Here is a 15,890-nt window from a genome sequence, read left to right on the forward strand (position 1 = left end):
CGCGCCTCGCCCGAACAGGTGCGGCGCGTTCTGCTTTTCAGGATGGGCCTGGTGCGCCCACCACGTGCTCATCGAAAAATTCCATTACCCGGTTCCAGGCGTCCACGCTCGCCACGCCGTCGAAACTGGGGCCGGGGGTGGCGAAGGAGTGGCGGGTGCCCGGATACACCTTGATGTCGTTGGCGATGCCTGCCGCCGTGAGTTCGCTTTTCAGCGCCCGGCCCTGTCCGGCGGTGACGTCCTGTCCCGGGTAGCTGCCCACCACCGGGCAGGCGCGGCGCACAGCCTCCAGCGGGCGCGGGTTGAAGCCGTAGTACGGAGCCACTGCCCGCACCCGGTCGTCGGTGCAGGCCAGGGCAATCGCCAGGCTGCCGCCCAGACAAAAGCCGATGGCCCCCAGCCGCCCAGCGTCTACCCCTGGCAGCCCTGAGAGCACGCCCAGGGCCGCGCGGGTGTCGCGTGCGCCCTGGTGGTCCAGGCTGTCCGCGAACACCCCGGCGAACATCCGCGCCATGCACACGGCCTTATTCTGGTTGGCGAACAGGTCCACCGCCAGCGCCACGTAGCCCGCCTGGGCCATCCGCTCGGCCACCGCCTTGATCTCGTCGGTGAGGCCGAAAATCTCGTGGATGACCAGCATGCCCGGCAGGGGGCCGGTGGCCACGGCAGGCCGCGCCAGGTAGCCTTCCAGGGTGCGGTCTTCTGAAACGAACGAAATGACTTCTCCAGTCAGCGGCGCAGTCGGCATGGCTGAGCGTACAGCCTTTAGCATGACCTATGGCTGAAACGTTCCTGACCTTGCTTGACTGGCGCAGGCAACTCCAGACCCTCTACGCCGAGGTGCGCCGCCTGCACGCCGCCGAGCCGCAGGCCGCCCACGCCCACTGGCAGCAGGTTCGCAATAGGCTGTTCGCCCACCACCCGCAGACGCCGCTGACGCCGGAAGCACGGGCCGACTTTAGGGCGCTGCCAGTGTGGCCGTATGACCCAGCCTACGCTTTCACCGCCGCCGTCCAGACCGATCTGCCGCCGGAGAGATTCGTGGCGCGGACCTCGGCGGGCCACGACATGCCGCTCTCACGGGTGGGCCGTGTCCAGCTCGATAACGGTATTCAGGCGCTCGGCACGCTGGACATGTACTGGATCGACGTGTACGGCGGCGGCCTCTTCGTGCCGTTTCGGGATGCGGGCAGCGGCCAGACCAGCTACGGCGGCGGGCGCTACCTGCTCGACACCGTGAAGGGCGCGGATCTCGGTGGCCTGGAGGACGGGCGGCTGGTGCTGGATTTCAACTTCGCCTACCACCCGTCGTGCTTTTACGACCCGCAGTGGAGCTGCCCGCTGGCCCCGCCCCAGAACATGCTGGGGGCCGAGGTGCGGGCAGGCGAGCGGCTGTGAGGGGAGCTGCCAAACTGGCGACTCAGGCTTGTTTCAGGTACTGACCAAACCAGGCCAGCGTCTGTGCCCAGGCGGCGTCGGCGGCGGCCTTCACGTAGTTGGGGCCGGTGTCATTGTTGAAAGCGTGGTTCGCGCCGTCGTAGATCTTGAGGTCGTAGGTGGTTCCGGCCGCCTTGAGGGCTGCTTCCAGCGCGGGAATCCCGGCGTCAATGCGGGCGTCAAGCGCGCCGTAGAGGCCCAGCACCGCTGCCTTGATGTCCGGCACTTTGGCGAGGTCGGGTGCGGGGCCGTAGAAGGCCACCGTCGCCTTGAGTTCGGGCGCAGCCGTCGCCAGCCGCCAGGTCAGCCCGCCGCCGAAGCAAAAGCCCACCGCGCCGACACCCTGCACGCCGGGCTGCGCTTCCAGCACCTTAAGGGCGGCCAGCAGATTGGTCACGTGCTCGTCGCCGGAAGTCTGGGCCAGATAACTGGACACCCGGGCCGTGTCGAGGTACTGCGCCGTGCCGCCGATCTTGGATACCAGATCGGGGGCCATCGCGATGTACCCGGCCTTGGCCAGCCTGCGGGCAATGTCCTGAATGTGCGGTTGTAGGCCCTTGTTCTCGTGAATGACCAGCACGCCGGGTGCCGCGCCGCCACCCGCTGGCCGGGCCAGGTACGCCAGGTTGGTAAAGCCGTTGGCCGGGTAAGTCACCGGGCCCACCGAGATGGACGGGTCCTGCGGGTCCACCATGCCCGCGCCGCTGGCCTGGTCCGGCTGGGGCGGCGCGGCCTGGGCCTGGGCCAGTTCGGCAGCGCTGACGCCAGCGATGCCCAGTGAGGTCAGCAGGGTGCGCGCGCCTATCGCTCCGCCGCCCAATAGCGTCATGCGCCGCAAAAACTCCCGGCGCTCCATTTCTCCCTCGCGGTAATCCTCGGCGAACTCCTCAACGACATAGCGAAACAGGTCCTGACGGTCATCGGGCATAGGCAGCTCTCCTTGTGGGTGAAGGGTGTTCGGCTCCACTCTGGCCGAAAGCCGCACCGGGGTGTGTAGGACAGGCGACGGTAACACCCAGATGAAATCTTCCTCCGCCTCTAACCTGCAACGTGCCCCCGACTTCACGTCAAGCTCCCGGCATTTCAACGACAATACCCGGCATGAACACCACCCTCACCGCCGTTCCCGGTTTTCGCGTGGGCCACTGGACCGACCCTGTAGGCCAGACCGGCTGCACCGTGATTCTGCCGCCGCCGGAAGGTGCGGTGGCCTCGGCCAGCTTCCTCGGCCCCAGCCCGGCCACCCGCGAGGGTGTGCTGCTCTCTCCAGAAAAGAAGGTGGAGCGCGTTCACGGCCTGTTATTGACGGGCGGAAGTGCCTTCGGACTCTCAGCGGCGGGCGGCGTGGTGCGCTGGCTGGAAGAGCGGGGCATCGGCCACCCGACCCACTTTGCCCGCGTGCCCATTGTGCCCGCCGCCGTGATTTACGATCTCGGCATGGGTGACCCAGACGCGCGGCCCGGCGAGGCGCAGGGCTACCTTGCGGCCCAGGCAGCCAGCAGTGAGCCGGTGAACCGGGGCCGGGTGGGGGCCGGAACCGGGGCCAGTATCGGGAAGTATCTCGGCCCTGCGCAGACGGCGGCGGGCGGCCTGGGCAGCGTGTACCTGTCACGGCACGGCGTCAGTGTGGGTGTGCTGGCGGTGGTCAATCCAATTGGCGACGTGTACAGCCCCGGCGGCGAGCTACTGGCCGGGCCGGGGGTGGGGCCGGGCGCGGCGGCCTTTGCGCCCAACGACCTGGAGAACACCACCCTCATCGCCGTCGTGACCCAGCACACGCTCAGCAAGAACGACGCCCGGCGGCTGGCCGACGCTGCCCAGACCGCACTGGCCCGCGTGATTCGCCCCAGCCATACCTACTGGGACGGTGACAGCGCCTTCGTGCTCAGCAGCGCCGCCTTGCCCGAGGCCGACCCGCTGCTGCTCGGCGCACTGGTGCAGGACGCGGTGGCCCTGGCAGTGGCCGACGCAGTGCTGTCACAGCGGGAATGATGTGCAAAATACTGAGATGAGTAGGCTTGATTATGTCCGTGACCTGCGCGCCCTGATCGGCCTGCGCCCGGTCAATCTGGCGGGCAGTTGCCTGGTGGTTATGCGCGGTCAGGAGATTGTGTTTCAGCGCCGCAGTGACACCGGGTTCTGGGAACTTCCCGGCGGCATCGCTGAGCTGGGCGAGGAGTTGGAAGAGACGGCCCGCCGCGAGTTGCTGGAGGAAACTGGCCTCGTGGCGGGTGGGTTGCAGCTTCTGGCGGTGATCAGCGGCCCCGTGACATATGTCCGTCTTCCCAACGGAGACGGGTTTTTCCAGGTGAGCGCCGTGTAGCTCTGCCGGGACTGGTCGGGCCAGCCGGTGGCAGACGGCGTGGAAGGTCTGGAGCTGCAATTCTTTGCGCTGGACGCTCTGCCAGTGCGGCTTGGTCCGGTTAGCCGGCGGACGTTGGAGCTGCTGTGCCAAGGCCAGATGCCCCGCTCTCATCAAACCTGAGTGTCGTTGACCGTTCAATACGCTTCATTCAGTCCTCACGCGCTCAACTACACTGCTGAGCAGATGAACCGCCAGCCCACCGATATCGTTTCGTTGAGAATGTTTCACTGCCGCGCGGCCAGTGCCGTGCAAGGCGCGCAGTATCACCTGGCGGTGATGCACTACCGCACCTGCCTGGAGTCCGCCGAGCGCCGAGAGGACGCTCAGGCCATGCGGTTTTTCGCCCTCAAGCTCTCGGAGTGCTACGCCCAGATGGGCCTGCGCGACAAGGCCATGCAGTTCCGCCTGCTGGCCGAGGGCGACGGCGAACGCTCTGACGGGCTGATCGGCTAAACAGAGCGCTGGGATGGTTCTGGCGCGCCACACCGGACTACAGCAAAACTGAGCCCTCCCAGGTGACGTACCGGAGAGGGCTCAGTTTTGCTGGAAGGTTACCAGAGGTCCTGAACCTGGGGCCGGATCAGGTGGTCGTATACGCGTGCCACACCCTGCATCATGTCCCCGCTCAGCGGTGGGAGCTCGGCGGCGCGGGCGTTGGCCTCCACCTGGGCGGCGTTTTTGGCTCCCGGAATGGCGCAGCTTACTTCGGGGAACATCAGAATCCACCGAAGGGCGAATTCGGCCAGCGTCATTCCTTCGGGAACGAGCGGGCGCAGTTCCTCGACGGCCTTGAGGCCCGTTTCAAAGTCCACGCCGGAGAACGTCTCGCCCTTGTCGAACGCCTCGCCCTGCCGGTTGAAACTGCGGTGGTCGTCTGAAGCAAAATGGCTCTGGGCCGTCATTTTTCCGGTGAGCAGACCGCTTGCCAGCGGCACGCGGGCCAGAATGCCGACACCAGCTTCCCGCGCTGCGGCGAAGAACTGTTCGGCGGGCTTGAGCCGGAAGGCGTTGAAGATGATCTGCACGGTGGCCACGTTGGGGTGCTTGATGGCGGTCAGCGCCTCGTCCACCGTTTCCACGCTGACGCCGTAGGCCCGCAGGAGTCCTTCCTGCACGAAACTATCCAGCACGCCGAAAACTTCGTCGCGCCCGTAGACTTCCGGCGGTGGGCAGTGGAGTTGCAGCAGGTCGAGGGTGTCCGTCTCCAGGTTCTGCAAGCTGCGCTCAACGAAGCCGCGCAGGTTCTGGGCGTTGTAGCCGCCCGCCACGTGCGGACTGAGGCGGCGTCCGGCTTTGGTCGCCACGTAGAAGGCTTCCGGGCGTTCTCGCCGCAACCGGGCGATCAGGCGTTCGCTGTGCCCGTCACCGTACACATCAGCGGTGTCAAAAAAGTTGATGCCGAGATCGAGGGCGCGGTGCAGGGCGCTCATGGCACTCTCCTCACTGACTTCTCCCCAGGTGCCGCCGATGGCCCAGGCCCCGAAGCTGATGCTGGAGACGTTGTAGCCGGTCTTGCCTAAGTTGCGGTATTGCATGGTTGGGTTATATCGCGGTGTTGGAGGCGGCGGGCAGGTCGTGAAGGTTAGCTTAGGGATGTTCCCCGATGCCTGCTGCTCACCATAGCGGTCCATCACTGCCGTCAACCACCGCCATCACCCTCCCGATTCTGCCCCCGCCGTAGACTGGCCGCATGACCGCCGCCGACGCCACTGCTCCGCACATCCACTTGCCCGACGGCTCCTGCTGCGCGCCCAAGCGGTTTGCTCACCTGCACCAACACACCCAGTACTCGCTGCTCGACGGCGCGGCCAAGCTCAAGGACCTGCTGAAATGGGTCAAGGAAGTCACGCCGGACGGTACCCAGGCCGCCTGTGCCATGACCGATCACGGCAACATGCACGGCGCGGTGCATTTCTACAACTACGCCCAGGCTGCCGAAGTCAAGCCGATTCTCGGCTACGAGGCGTATGTGGTGCCCGGCCACGGCACCCGGCGCGACCGCAAGCCCGGCGTCAGCGGCGAGAAGGGCATCTTCCACCTGACCCTGCTGGCCCGTGACTTCGAGGGCTATCAGAACCTCTGCCGCCTGAGTTCTCGCGGCTACACTGAGGGGTACTATTACAAGCCGCGCATCGACCACGAACTTTTAGAGGAGCATTCGAAGGGCGTGATCGCCTTCTCAGGCTGCCTCGGCTCGGAAGTGCAGCAACTGCTGATGCAGGGCCGCGAGGCCGAGGCCAAACAGCGCTTGCTGTGGTACCGGGACCTGTTCGGCGAGAATTATTACATCGAGATTCAGGATCACGGGCTGCCGGAACAGAAGAAGAACAACCCGGTTCTCAAAGCCTGGGCCGACGAACTCGGCATCGGTATGGTGGCGACCAACGACGGCCACTATGTGAAGAAGTCCGACGCCACTGCCCACGAAACGCTGCTCGCCATTCAGACCAAGGCGGTCATGGCCGACGAGAACCGCTTCAAGTTTCCCTGCGACGAGTTTTATGTCAAGACACTGGAAGAAATGCAGATGGCCCTGCCGGTGGCCGAATGGGGTGAGCAGATCTTTGACAACTCGGCCAACATCGCTGATTTGTGCAGCGTGGAGTTGCCGGTAGGCAAGAAACGGGTCTATCAGATGCCCGCCCTGCCGATTCCTGAGGGCCGCACCATGGCCGAGGAGTTGCGCGTGCAGACCTACGCCGGGAGCCTCAAGCGCTACCCGCACCACGTCACGGAGGCGCTGCTGCGCGAGTACGCCGTGCGGAGCCTGGCGGCGCTGGAAGTGGGCGAGCGCGAGCGGGTACTGGCGCGCACTGAGGGCTGCGATGCCCGGAGCTGCGATCTGGAAACTCTGCTGACCCTGGTCGCCTTCATGGGCAGCGAGTGGGAAGCGCGGGGCAAGGTGGCGGGCGAGAAATACACGCCTTACCCGGCGCTTGAGGTGATGGAGCAGGCGGCGGAGTCCGGCCCGTTGCCCGACTACGCCTGCACCGACTGGCAGCGCTCCAAAGGCGAGGCCAGCGACACGGCCATTCAGCTCGACCCTGGCAGTGAGGCGGAGAAGACCTGCCGCGCCCACCACACGCACGCGCTGGTGCTGCTGCGCCGCGCCGAGTACGAGCTGAGCGTCATCAACAACATGGGTTTTCCCGACTACCTGCTGATCGTGGCCGATTACATCAACTGGGCCAAGGATCACGGCATCAGCGTGGGGCCGGGGCGCGGCTCGGGGGCAGGTTCGATCGTCTGTTACGCCATCCGCATCACCAACCTCGATCCACTGGAATTCGATCTGCTGTTCGAGCGCTTCCTCAATCCCGACCGCATCTCGATGCCAGATCTGGACATTGATTTCAATGATGCCCGCCGCGTCGAAGTGATCGATTATGTGCAGAAGAAGTACGGCGAAGATAAGGTGGCCCAGATTGCCACCTTCGGGACGATGGCGAGTAAGGCCTGTCTCAAAGACGTGGCCCGTGTGATGGGACTCGAATATGCCAAGGTCGATAAGGTCAGCAAGCTGATCCCCATCAAGTTCGGCAAGAGCTTCTCGCTGGAGCAGGCCCGCGACGCTGTGCCGGACATTCAGCAATTGCTGGCCGAAGACAAGCAACTGCTGGAAGCCTACGAATTTGCCCAGCAACTCGAAGGCCTGACCCGTCACGCCTCGGTTCACGCGGCGGGCGTGGTCATCGGCAAGGACAAGCTGACCGATCTGGTGCCGGTGATGCGTGACACTTCCGGCATTGGCATGGTCTGCCAGTACGACATGAAAGCGGTGGAAGACATTGGCCTGATCAAGATGGACTTCCTGGGCCTGAGAACTTTGTCGTTTCTGGATGAGGCCAAGCGGATTCTGCGCGAATCCCAGCCGGTCTTCAGCACCCAGGACGTCGATTTCGACACCATTCCCTTCGACGACGAGAAGACCTTCGAGATGCTCAGCCGGGGCGACACCAAGGGCGTCTTTCAGCTCGAAGGCGCGGGCATCGCCGACGCTTCCCGCCGACTCAAGCCGCGCCGCCTGGCCGATATCATCGCGCTCTCGGCGCTGTACCGCCCCGGCCCGATGGAAAACATTCCGACGTATGTGCGCCGCCATCACGGTCTGGATACAGTGGACTATGTGCGCGACGGCTTTCCCAACTCGGCGCAGTGGCTCGAAAAAATCTTGTCGGAAACCTACGGCATTCCGGTGTACCAGGAACAGATTATGCAGATCGCCTCGGAAGTCGCCGGATTCAGCCTGGGCGGGGCCGATCTGCTGCGCCGGGCGATGGGCAAGAAAGACACGGCGGAAATGGCCCGTCAGCGCCAGATCTTTGTGGAAGGTGCGGGCGGCAAGGGCGTGCCCAAGGAAGAGGCCAACAAGCTCTTCGATTTGCTGGACTCGTTTGCGAACTACGGGTTCAACAAGAGCCACTCGGCGGCCTACGGCGTCATCACCTACCAGACCGCCTGGCTCAAGGCCAACTACCCGGTCGAGTTCATGGCGGCCCTGCTCACCGTCGAGCGGCGCGACTCGGACAAGGTCGCCGAGTACGCTTCCGACGCCCGCAAGATGGGCGTGGAAGTGCTGCCGCCGGACATCAACCAATCCGGCGCGGACTTCCGGGTTCACGGCGAGCAGATCTATTTCGGCCTGTACGCCATCAAGGGGCTGGGCGAGAACGCGGTAGTCAAGATTCTGGACGAGCGGGAGCGGGCCGGGCGCTTCAAGTCGCTGGCCGATTTCTGCTCACGCATCGACCACAAGACCTGCAACCGTAAAGGTTCAGAGAGCTTGATCAAGTCGGGGGCCTTTGACGCCTTCGGGGAGCGCAAACAACTCTTAGAGAGCCTAGAAGACGCCCTGGCCTGGGCGCAGGGTGCGGCCTCAATGCTCAACTCGGGCATGGACGCCCTCTTCGGGATGGCCGAAACCGCCCCCGAACCCAGGCCGCGTCAGAATGTGACACCGCTGGGCGAACTGGAAAAGCTGAGCCTGGAGAAAGAAGCCCTGGGCCTCTACATTTCCGGCCACCCCTTAGAGCAGCACGAGGGGCTACGCGAGGCCGCCACCGTCCGCATCGCCGCGCTGGAAGACTGGTTCGCCGCCCAGCCGCAGAAGGCCGCCGTGGGCGGGCGCGGCCCCCGGGTCAAGGCGGTGCTGGCCGGCATGATCGAGAACGTGGTGAAAAAGCCCACCAAGTCCGGCGGCATGATGGCCCGTTTCAACCTGGCCGACGAGAGCGCCACCATCGAACTGGTCGGCTTCTCGCGCGCCTATGAGCGCATTCAGGACAAGCTGATCAACGACACGCCCGCCCTGGTCATCGTGGAGATCGAGAGCGAGGAGGGCGGCATGCGGGTGGTCGCCGAGGAAGTCATCACCGCCGAGCAACTGACCGACGTGCCTAAGGTCATGTACGTGGACATTGATCTGGAGCAGACCAGTCCCGACGCCCTGGGCGAGTTTCAGAGTGTGCTGGACGAACACGCCGGGAGCATGCCCACCTTTCTGCGGATGGAAGGCGGCGAGCAGTTCGTGGTGTACCAGCTTGAGCGTCCGGTGGGCAGCAGCGACGCCATCCGGGAACTCAACAAGACCTTTCCCTGGAGCAAGTCGTATCTGGCCTACGATCAGGCCACCATTCTCAGCCGCTTTGCGCCCAAGCCGCCCGCCTGGGCGAACCGACAGGCGGGGAAGGGGATGCAGGCTTGAGCGGACTAGATTTGGATTTCCCTTTCGCCCTCTGGTTTTATGAGGAATTCATCGCCAGGCCGTATCAACACAAGAGAACAATTCGTCGTAACTACTCAGCAGCAAAAACTAGGCATAATGATTTCACTGCGAAACACGCTGACGAGGCCATGCCAGACGTTCAATCCCTGCTTGTGGAGCGTCGAGATGTCACTCCGGATACGGGCGAAGTGCTGGCCGCCCTCCTTGGATCGGAAGCCCCCAGAGACCTTGCGTTTAACGCACCACGGCCTGATGTCCCGTTCGGCCTGATTGTTGTCAAAAGGCACACCTTCGTCGTGGAGGAAGCGCAGCACCGCCTCGCGGTGCTGCTGGCACCTCAGGGCCAGGTTGCGGCCTGGTGTCTGTTTCGTTCGGCCTCGTCTCCCAGGGACCGGAGGTGCTGGAGGATTGGCCTTCAGTCCAGCGTCCAGCAGGGCATCGAACTGCTGTTCGAAGGCGATCACGAGGTCGGGAGTGATCGTCCCATCCTTCTGCTGGTGGTACACCAGGCGCAGCGCGTCTCGCAGCTCTCCCGCCCATACTTGAGCGTGATGCTCGGCGAGGCCACGCAGTTCGCGCAGCAGGTGTGCCCCGCAGAGTGCGTGTTTCGCGGAGAGCTTGAAAGACGTGCTCCAGGCGTCGTGCATCAGGATGCCCTTGAACTGCGGCAGGACATTCATGGCTTCCAGCGCGGCGAAGCCCCGCTGGGAATGCTGGCCATCCAGGGTGAGCTGCGCGCAGCTCACGACATGCATCCACTGCAGCTTGCCGTTGACCTTGCTGCCGGTCTCATCGGCGTGCAGGACGGGTTGATTGAGCAGCGCGGCTTTGAGCTGTGTCTCGAAGTCGATGAGGCGGTCAGCAGCCAATTGGAGGTTCAGGACAATGGTGCCTTCACTGGGATGCGCTCCACACAACGCTTCGAGGATCTCCGTGGTGCGTTCCAGTGGTATGAAGTGTGCCGCATTCAGGGAGACCGCCAGCCCATGAACCCGAGACCCGTACTGAACCCGGCCGGGAACGTCGTCAGGGAAGGATGCGTGCTGGCGGTGCCGACACCCTGGGCAGACCTTGACGTCCGCGCGGTACTCGGTCACCTGCAAACGCAGCTCTGGCAGGTCCATGACCTGCCGTGCTACGTGCCCTTGGGCACTGACGCTCTCCCACGCGTGTCCACAGGCGCAATATCCGGTCAACGGTAAGGAGACGACCTCATCCACGTGCTCCGCCATCTTGAGGGTCTTACCGACATGACCACGTTGAGCGCCAGAAGACCGGCCGGTCTTCTGGCGCTCACTCTTGGGTACCCACGGCTTGTCTTTGCTCGGTGGTTGACTGGACGTCGTGCTGTCCTGTGCCAACCGGGCCTCGAGGTCCCGGAGCCGTCCGAGCAACTGAGCCACCTGCGCTTCGAGTTCACGAATCCGGGCCTCAAGGCGCTCACAGTTGGGACAGGGAACTTCGCAGATGTCCAACTGTAGCAAGGAGACTGAGCTACCTCGCTGAGTAGTTACAATTCGTCAATCATATGGCTTCAGTGAGGGCCGACCTGGTTCTTCGGAGGACTGGGAACTGTTCACAGCCATTTTGCTCAAATCGTCCAAGAACACCGAAACCAAATATGGCCATGACCTCGCCGCCGCTGAGGTTAAATCGGCACGGGTGGGCAGTTCTTTTGAGTATCAGTACCACCTCAACACAGGCGTTGCCAAACTGGATGCCGAGCACACCATCGCCCACGTATTTGTGAGCTATGACGATAACACGGTGACCGTAAGGCTTGTGTCTGGCGCTGCGCTGAAACCGCTTTTTGAGAGCTGGCGCGAAGGCTTGCTGAGTAACTATGACGCCAATAATCTCAATCGTAGACAGCGTTTTCGCAAAAATATTCCTTATGGTGTGGTGGTGCGTGAGGGCCAGATTCTGCTGTGTCTTGAAGACGGCCAGCTCACCCAGCCAGTGCCGCCGACAGTGCAGGAGCAAGCTCAGGCGCGTGCGCGTGGTGAGGCGCTGCTTGTGCCTCAAGGACTTGACCCAGCCAGCGAATAACGGGCACCGCCACCGCATCGCCTAGACAGGTAAGGGCTTCGCGTGTGTTGGTAGGCAACGCAAAGGTTTCCGGCAACCCCATCAGGCGGGCGTATTCGCGGGGTGTCATATAGCGGATGCTGGTCTGATTCGGTGTCACTTCCACCAGCAGCTGCCTCGAACTACCGCCTGTCGCGGTACGCAGGCATCCGGCCAGCCCATCGTCGCGTAATTCTAGGCACACCAGATTGTTTCGCATTCGCCGGTAGCCTGCCAGATGGCGTGCCTGTCCATCCTCGGCGCTGGCCTGCTGTGCCTTTTGAAGTCGTGTCAGCGAAGCGCCCCGGATGTAGCTCAGTTCACGCTCAAGTTCAGTGCCCTTGAAGCCGCCGTCAACATCGGTGGAAACCAAGTCGGCAAGTTGCTGGCGGCGCATTGGCAGTGCGGGCAGTTCCAGAAATGACCAGTTGAGATCGGCGTTGGCATGAATCACCCGCTCAATCGGTGTAGGCCTTGCGGGGTGTAGTGACAAGGTGAAGGGGACAAAGTGCTCACCCTGACCGTAACGGCCTACAATGAAAATTCGCGGGCGCGATTGCGGTAGCCAATGGACAGCGTCCAGTAGCAGAATATCCAACCCGTAACCGAGTGCACTCAGCGCTTCCAGTACGCTGCGAATGTCGGCCCCGTTGTGACTGGAGAGCAGTCCGGTCACATTCTCAAGCAGCACCTGGGCCGGGGGGCGTCCAGCCTGCACCAGTTCCTCAAGAATGCGGGTGAACTGGTAAAAGTTGCCCGTCCGCGCTCCGCTCAGGCCCACCCGGTTGCCTGCCAGACTCACATCCTGACAGGGAAAGGAAGCCGTAATGAGTTCGGTATCCGGCGGAATGTCAGCGGCGCTGGTGTGGGCCACATCATCTTCAATCAGGTGTGCCGTGACGAAATTGAGCCGGTAGGCACGGGTTTTCATCTCCGAGTTGTCATTTGCCATAATGCATTGCCAGCTTGGCCCGACGTACTCCAGACCCAGGCGAAACAGGCCGATTCCGGCGAAGAGTTCAACGAAACGCACGGGAGTCCACGCCTTGATTGTAAGAGCATTGTCCCCGGACATTGGGAGTTTCCGAGTTACTGTCCATGACTGCACGCTACTTGATTATTTTATATAAATCAAGTTAGCGAGGCCTATTGAACTGACCTTGACCTTTGCGCCGTGATTCTCTTGAATGTCTGTGTGACTTCTGAGCGCGGCTGGGGTGGGCAACGTCGCGGCGCGGGCCGCAAGTTGGGTGCGGCAGTACGTGTATCGCTGAGCATTCCGCGTGAGGTCTGGGCTGAGATAGAGCGGCGAGCTGTGCAGGAAGGAGTTTCGCCTCAGCAACTCAGCGCAGCGTGGCTGTTAGAGAAGGCAGCAGAAGTGGCTGAAGTCGAGAAGTAGTTCCAGTACTGATGCACACTTCAGTTACCCGTCTAGATGCTCAAGGTGTTCGGCGTCAGTAGGCAGATTTCACCAACTTTGCCTACTGACGCCGAACCTTCTCAGCCTTGCTCAGCGCCGCCCACGCTTCCTCACCTTCTGCCCCGGCACGGTGGGCTGCTCGAAGTTCTTGCCCTGCAATTTGGCCTCAATGCTTCGAATCTGGTCACGCAGGCTGGCGGCCCGCTCGAAGTCGAGGTCCTCGGACGCCTGCCACATGTCGAGTTCGAGGTCGGTGAGCTGCATGGTCAGGGTGGCCTTGTCGCTGCTGAGGTCGCCCGAAGCGGGCAACTCGGCCACTTCCTCGCCGCGAATGACGTTGCGCACGCCCTTGACGATGGTGGTCGGCGTGATGCCGTGCTCGATGTTGTAGGCGGTCTGCTTCTCGCGGCGGCGGGAGGTTTCGTCCATCGCCGTCTGCATGGCGGGCGTGACGTTGTCGCCGTACAGGATCACTTCGCCATTGACATTGCGCGCCGCGCGGCCAATCGTCTGAATCAGTGCCCGGTCACTCCTGAGAAAGCCCGGCTTGTCGGCGTCCAGAATGGCGACCAGCGAAACCTCGGGCAGGTCCAGCCCCTCGCGCAGCAAATTGATGCCGATCAGCACGTCGTAGTGGCCCAGCCTTAAGTCGCGGATAATCACCTGGCGCTCCACCGAGTCGATGTCCGAGTGCATGTAGCGGGCACGCACGCCGCGTTCCAGCAGGTATTCGGTGAGGTCTTCCGACATCCGCTTGGTCAGGGTGGTAATCAGCACCCGCTCTTTTTTCTCGGCACGCTCACGGATGAGGCCCAGCAGATCCTCGATCTGGCCCTGAATCGGGCGCACCGTGACCGGCGGATCGACCAAGCCGGTGGGCCGGATAATCTGGTCGGCCACGCTGTCGCTGACCTTGCGCTCGTAGGGGCCGGGGGTGGCCGAGACGAACACCGTTTGCCCGGTCTTGCCCGAAAACTCCTGAAAGTTGAGCGGGCGGTTGTCGATGGCCGAGGGCAGCCGAAAGCCGTAGTCCACCAGCGTCTGCTTGCGGGCCCTATCACCGTTGGCCATGCCGCCGATCTGCGGCACCGTCACATGCGACTCGTCGATGAAGGTCACGAAGTCGTCGGGGAAGTAGTCCAGCATGGTGTAGGGCGTCTCGCCGGGCCGCCGACCGTCCACGTGGCGCGAGTAGTTCTCGATGCCAGAGCAGTAGCCCAGCACCTTCATCATCTCCAGGTCGTACAAGGTGCGCTCTTTGAGGCGCTGGGCTTCGAGCAGCTTGCCCACCGAGTTGAAGTATTCCAGCCGCTCGTCGAGTTCCTGCTGAATGGTCACGATGGCCCGCTCGACGTTGCTGGCGCTGGCGACGTAGTGCTTGGCCGGATACACGACGGTGGCGTCGAGGTCGCCGAGCTTGTCGCCGGTTACATGGTGAACGATCTGAATGCGCTCGATGTCGTCGCCCCACAGCTGAATTCTCAGCGGCTGCTCGTCGTAGCTGGGCCAGATTTCGATGATCTCACCCTTGGCCCGAAATTTTCCGGCCGACAGTTCGATGTCGTTGCGCTCGTACTGCATGGTCACCAGCCGGCTGAGCAGTTCGTCGCGGTCCATCTTCTCGCCCACCTTGAGAATGATGTTCAGCGCCCGGTACTCGGCCGGATCGCCCAACCCGTAAATGCAGCTCACCGAGGCCACCACGATGGTGTCGCGCCGGGTCAGCAGGCTGCGGGTGGCCGAGTGCCGCAGCCGCTCGATTTCCTGATTGATGGCCGCGTCCTTCTCGATGAACAGATCCTTGCCCGGCACGTAGGCTTCCGGCTGGTAGTAATCGTAATACGAGATAAAAAACTCGACGGCGGCCGTCGGGAAAAACTCGCGGAACTCGGCGGCGAGCTGGGCAGTGAGCACCTTGTTGGGGGCCATGATCAGCGCCGGGCGTCCGGTCTGCTCAATGACTTGGGCCACCGAGTAGGTCTTGCCGGTGCCGGTCGCGCCGAGCAGCGTCTGATACCGCAGGCCACTCTCCAGGCCGTCCACGAGGCTGCGAATGGCGGTCGGCTGATCGCCGGCGGGCGTGTACTCCGACTGGACCCTGAGCATCCCTCCAGTCTACGCCACATTACGGCCATGACAGAAGCAGTAGGGACAATTGAGCCTCAAGCCATTTGACAACGCTCAAGCTTTGCCCAAGGGTTTGACGCAACTTTGACCCGGCCATGTTCATAATTGAGAGTATGCAAAAGTCCCCTCAGCTCAACCCCAGTATCCAGACCATGTTCAGTCAGAGTACGGCGGTCCTGAGCCAGCCGAGCGTCGCCACCTTCGAGAAGTTCGAGTGGCGTGGGGGCGTGCAGTCGGCTTACCTGTACGTACTGGTTGCGGCGGTGGTGTCGGCGGTGATCGCCGCCATTTTTGCGCCGTTTCACCGCGAGGTCACCTTTTTCGGCCAGCTCCTGACCCGCCTGATTCTGGTGCCGCTGGGCTTCGCAGTGTTTACTGGCGCGGTCTATGCCATCGGCAAGTCGCTCTTCAAGGGCACCGGCACCTACGCCGAGGTCGCTTACACCTTTGCCCTCTTCTACGTGCCGCTGAGCATCCTGGGCACCGTCATCGGCATCATTCCGATTCTCGGCTGGCTGGCCAACGTCCTGATCTCGCTGGCGATTATCTACTTCGGCTTTCTGGCAGTGCAGTCGAGCATGAACATCCGTACCAACGGCGAGGGCATCGCGCTGCTGGTGCTCTCGGGTCTGGCCTACTTTCTGGTCTATGCCATCGTCGGCGGGCTGCTGGCGAGCGTGTTCATCGCCGGGGCTGTGCTCAGCGGCACCTGATCCAGCTCGGCACTTGTCCGCCGCCCGGTGCGCTGG

The 15,890-nt window shown here is 63.0% G+C and carries 13 protein-coding genes; 7 read left to right on the forward strand and 6 right to left on the reverse strand.

Annotated elements, in window-relative coordinates:
• Nucleotides 1-37 precede the first annotated feature (37 nt).
• The gene (locus N0D28_RS02340; RefSeq protein ID WP_260560797.1) at nucleotides 38-748 is read right to left on the reverse strand and encodes a dienelactone hydrolase family protein; all 711 of its coding nucleotides are present in this window, start codon (nucleotides 746-748) and stop codon (nucleotides 38-40) included.
• Between the two features lie 29 nt (nucleotides 749-777).
• Between N0D28_RS02340 and N0D28_RS02345 the strand changes: the two genes are divergently transcribed.
• On the forward strand, nucleotides 778-1,398 hold the full coding sequence (locus N0D28_RS02345; RefSeq protein WP_260560798.1) for a DUF1684 domain-containing protein: 621 nt from the start codon (nucleotides 778-780) through the stop codon (nucleotides 1,396-1,398).
• 22 nt (nucleotides 1,399-1,420) lie between these two features.
• On the opposite strand, the gene N0D28_RS02350 is transcribed toward N0D28_RS02345, so the two are convergent.
• Nucleotides 1,421-2,365, reverse strand: a complete 945-nt coding sequence (locus N0D28_RS02350; RefSeq protein WP_260560799.1) for a dienelactone hydrolase family protein — start codon at nucleotides 2,363-2,365, stop codon at nucleotides 1,421-1,423.
• Nucleotides 2,366-2,538: 173 nt separating this feature from the next.
• Between N0D28_RS02350 and N0D28_RS02355 the strand changes: the two genes are divergently transcribed.
• The 3 genes from N0D28_RS02355 to N0D28_RS02365 all read left to right on the forward strand — a co-directional run bounded on the left by N0D28_RS02355 (nucleotide 2,539) and on the right by N0D28_RS02365 (nucleotide 4,255).
• On the forward strand, nucleotides 2,539-3,429 hold the full coding sequence (locus N0D28_RS02355) for a P1 family peptidase (RefSeq protein ID WP_260560800.1): 891 nt from the start codon (nucleotides 2,539-2,541) through the stop codon (nucleotides 3,427-3,429).
• Between the two features lie 16 nt (nucleotides 3,430-3,445).
• Complete coding sequence (locus N0D28_RS02360; protein WP_260560801.1) at nucleotides 3,446-3,760, forward strand: NUDIX domain-containing protein; 315 nt, start codon at nucleotides 3,446-3,448, stop codon at nucleotides 3,758-3,760.
• A gap of 225 nt (nucleotides 3,761-3,985) precedes the next feature.
• Nucleotides 3,986-4,255, forward strand: a complete 270-nt coding sequence (locus N0D28_RS02365; protein ID WP_260560802.1) for a hypothetical protein — start codon at nucleotides 3,986-3,988, stop codon at nucleotides 4,253-4,255.
• A gap of 98 nt (nucleotides 4,256-4,353) precedes the next feature.
• Here the strand turns inward: N0D28_RS02365 and N0D28_RS02370 are convergent, their stop codons facing one another.
• Nucleotides 4,354-5,337, reverse strand: a complete 984-nt coding sequence (locus N0D28_RS02370; RefSeq protein ID WP_260560803.1) for an aldo/keto reductase — start codon at nucleotides 5,335-5,337, stop codon at nucleotides 4,354-4,356.
• Between the two features lie 155 nt (nucleotides 5,338-5,492).
• Here N0D28_RS02370 and dnaE point away from each other — a divergent pair, with 155 nt between their 5' ends.
• Nucleotides 5,493-9,506 (forward strand): DNA polymerase III subunit alpha, encoded by a 4,014-nt coding sequence (gene dnaE / locus N0D28_RS02375; RefSeq protein WP_260560804.1) that lies wholly within the window; start codon nucleotides 5,493-5,495, stop codon nucleotides 9,504-9,506.
• 95 nt (nucleotides 9,507-9,601) lie between these two features.
• Here dnaE and tnpC read toward each other — a convergent pair whose 3' ends face one another.
• Nucleotides 9,602-10,951 carry an IS66 family transposase gene (tnpC, locus tag N0D28_RS02380; protein WP_260561822.1) on the reverse strand — a complete coding sequence of 450 codons (1,350 nt, stop codon included), beginning with the start codon at nucleotides 10,949-10,951 and terminating at the stop codon, nucleotides 9,602-9,604.
• Between the two features lie 163 nt (nucleotides 10,952-11,114).
• Here tnpC and N0D28_RS02385 point away from each other — a divergent pair, with 163 nt between their 5' ends.
• Nucleotides 11,115-11,576, forward strand: coding sequence for a hypothetical protein (locus tag N0D28_RS02385; RefSeq protein ID WP_260560805.1), 462 nt, complete (start codon nucleotides 11,115-11,117; stop codon nucleotides 11,574-11,576).
• On the opposite strand, the gene N0D28_RS02390 is transcribed toward N0D28_RS02385, so the two are convergent.
• A complete protein-coding gene (locus tag N0D28_RS02390; protein WP_260560806.1) occupies nucleotides 11,476-12,669 on the reverse strand; it encodes a DNA cytosine methyltransferase in 1,194 nt (397 codons plus the stop codon). The genes N0D28_RS02385 and N0D28_RS02390 overlap by 101 nt on opposite strands.
• A 435-nt stretch (nucleotides 12,670-13,104) precedes the next feature.
• Nucleotides 13,105-15,120, reverse strand: a complete 2,016-nt coding sequence (uvrB, locus tag N0D28_RS02395) for an excinuclease ABC subunit UvrB (RefSeq protein ID WP_260560807.1) — start codon at nucleotides 15,118-15,120, stop codon at nucleotides 13,105-13,107.
• Nucleotides 15,121-15,254: 134 nt separating this feature from the next.
• On the opposite strand from uvrB, the gene N0D28_RS02400 reads away from it, so the two are divergent.
• Nucleotides 15,255-15,854 carry a YIP1 family protein gene (locus N0D28_RS02400; protein ID WP_260560808.1) on the forward strand — a complete coding sequence of 200 codons (600 nt, stop codon included), beginning with the start codon at nucleotides 15,255-15,257 and terminating at the stop codon, nucleotides 15,852-15,854.
• The last annotated feature ends 36 nt before the right edge of the window (nucleotides 15,855-15,890 follow it).

The sequence above is a fragment of the Deinococcus rubellus genome (assembly GCF_025244745.1).
Lineage (GTDB): Bacteria > Deinococcota > Deinococci > Deinococcales > Deinococcaceae > Deinococcus > Deinococcus rubellus.

Coding starts and splice junctions, on each gene's coding strand:
- N0D28_RS02355 (WP_260560800.1), top strand. CDS start 2,539: ATGAACACCACCCTCACCGCCGTTCCCGGTTTTCGCGTGGGCCACTGG.
- N0D28_RS02400 (WP_260560808.1), top strand. CDS start 15,255: ATGCAAAAGTCCCCTCAGCTCAACCCCAGTATCCAGACCATGTTCAGT.
- dnaE (WP_260560804.1), top strand. CDS start 5,493: ATGACCGCCGCCGACGCCACTGCTCCGCACATCCACTTGCCCGACGGC.
- uvrB (WP_260560807.1), bottom strand. CDS start 15,120: ATGCTCAGGGTCCAGTCGGAGTACACGCCCGCCGGCGATCAGCCGACC.
- N0D28_RS02360 (WP_260560801.1), top strand. CDS start 3,446: ATGAGTAGGCTTGATTATGTCCGTGACCTGCGCGCCCTGATCGGCCTG.
- N0D28_RS02370 (WP_260560803.1), bottom strand. CDS start 5,337: ATGCAATACCGCAACTTAGGCAAGACCGGCTACAACGTCTCCAGCATC.
- N0D28_RS02390 (WP_260560806.1), bottom strand. CDS start 12,669: ATGTCCGGGGACAATGCTCTTACAATCAAGGCGTGGACTCCCGTGCGT.
- N0D28_RS02350 (WP_260560799.1), bottom strand. CDS start 2,365: ATGCCCGATGACCGTCAGGACCTGTTTCGCTATGTCGTTGAGGAGTTC.
- N0D28_RS02365 (WP_260560802.1), top strand. CDS start 3,986: ATGAACCGCCAGCCCACCGATATCGTTTCGTTGAGAATGTTTCACTGC.
- N0D28_RS02345 (WP_260560798.1), top strand. CDS start 778: ATGGCTGAAACGTTCCTGACCTTGCTTGACTGGCGCAGGCAACTCCAG.
- N0D28_RS02340 (WP_260560797.1), bottom strand. CDS start 748: ATGCCGACTGCGCCGCTGACTGGAGAAGTCATTTCGTTCGTTTCAGAA.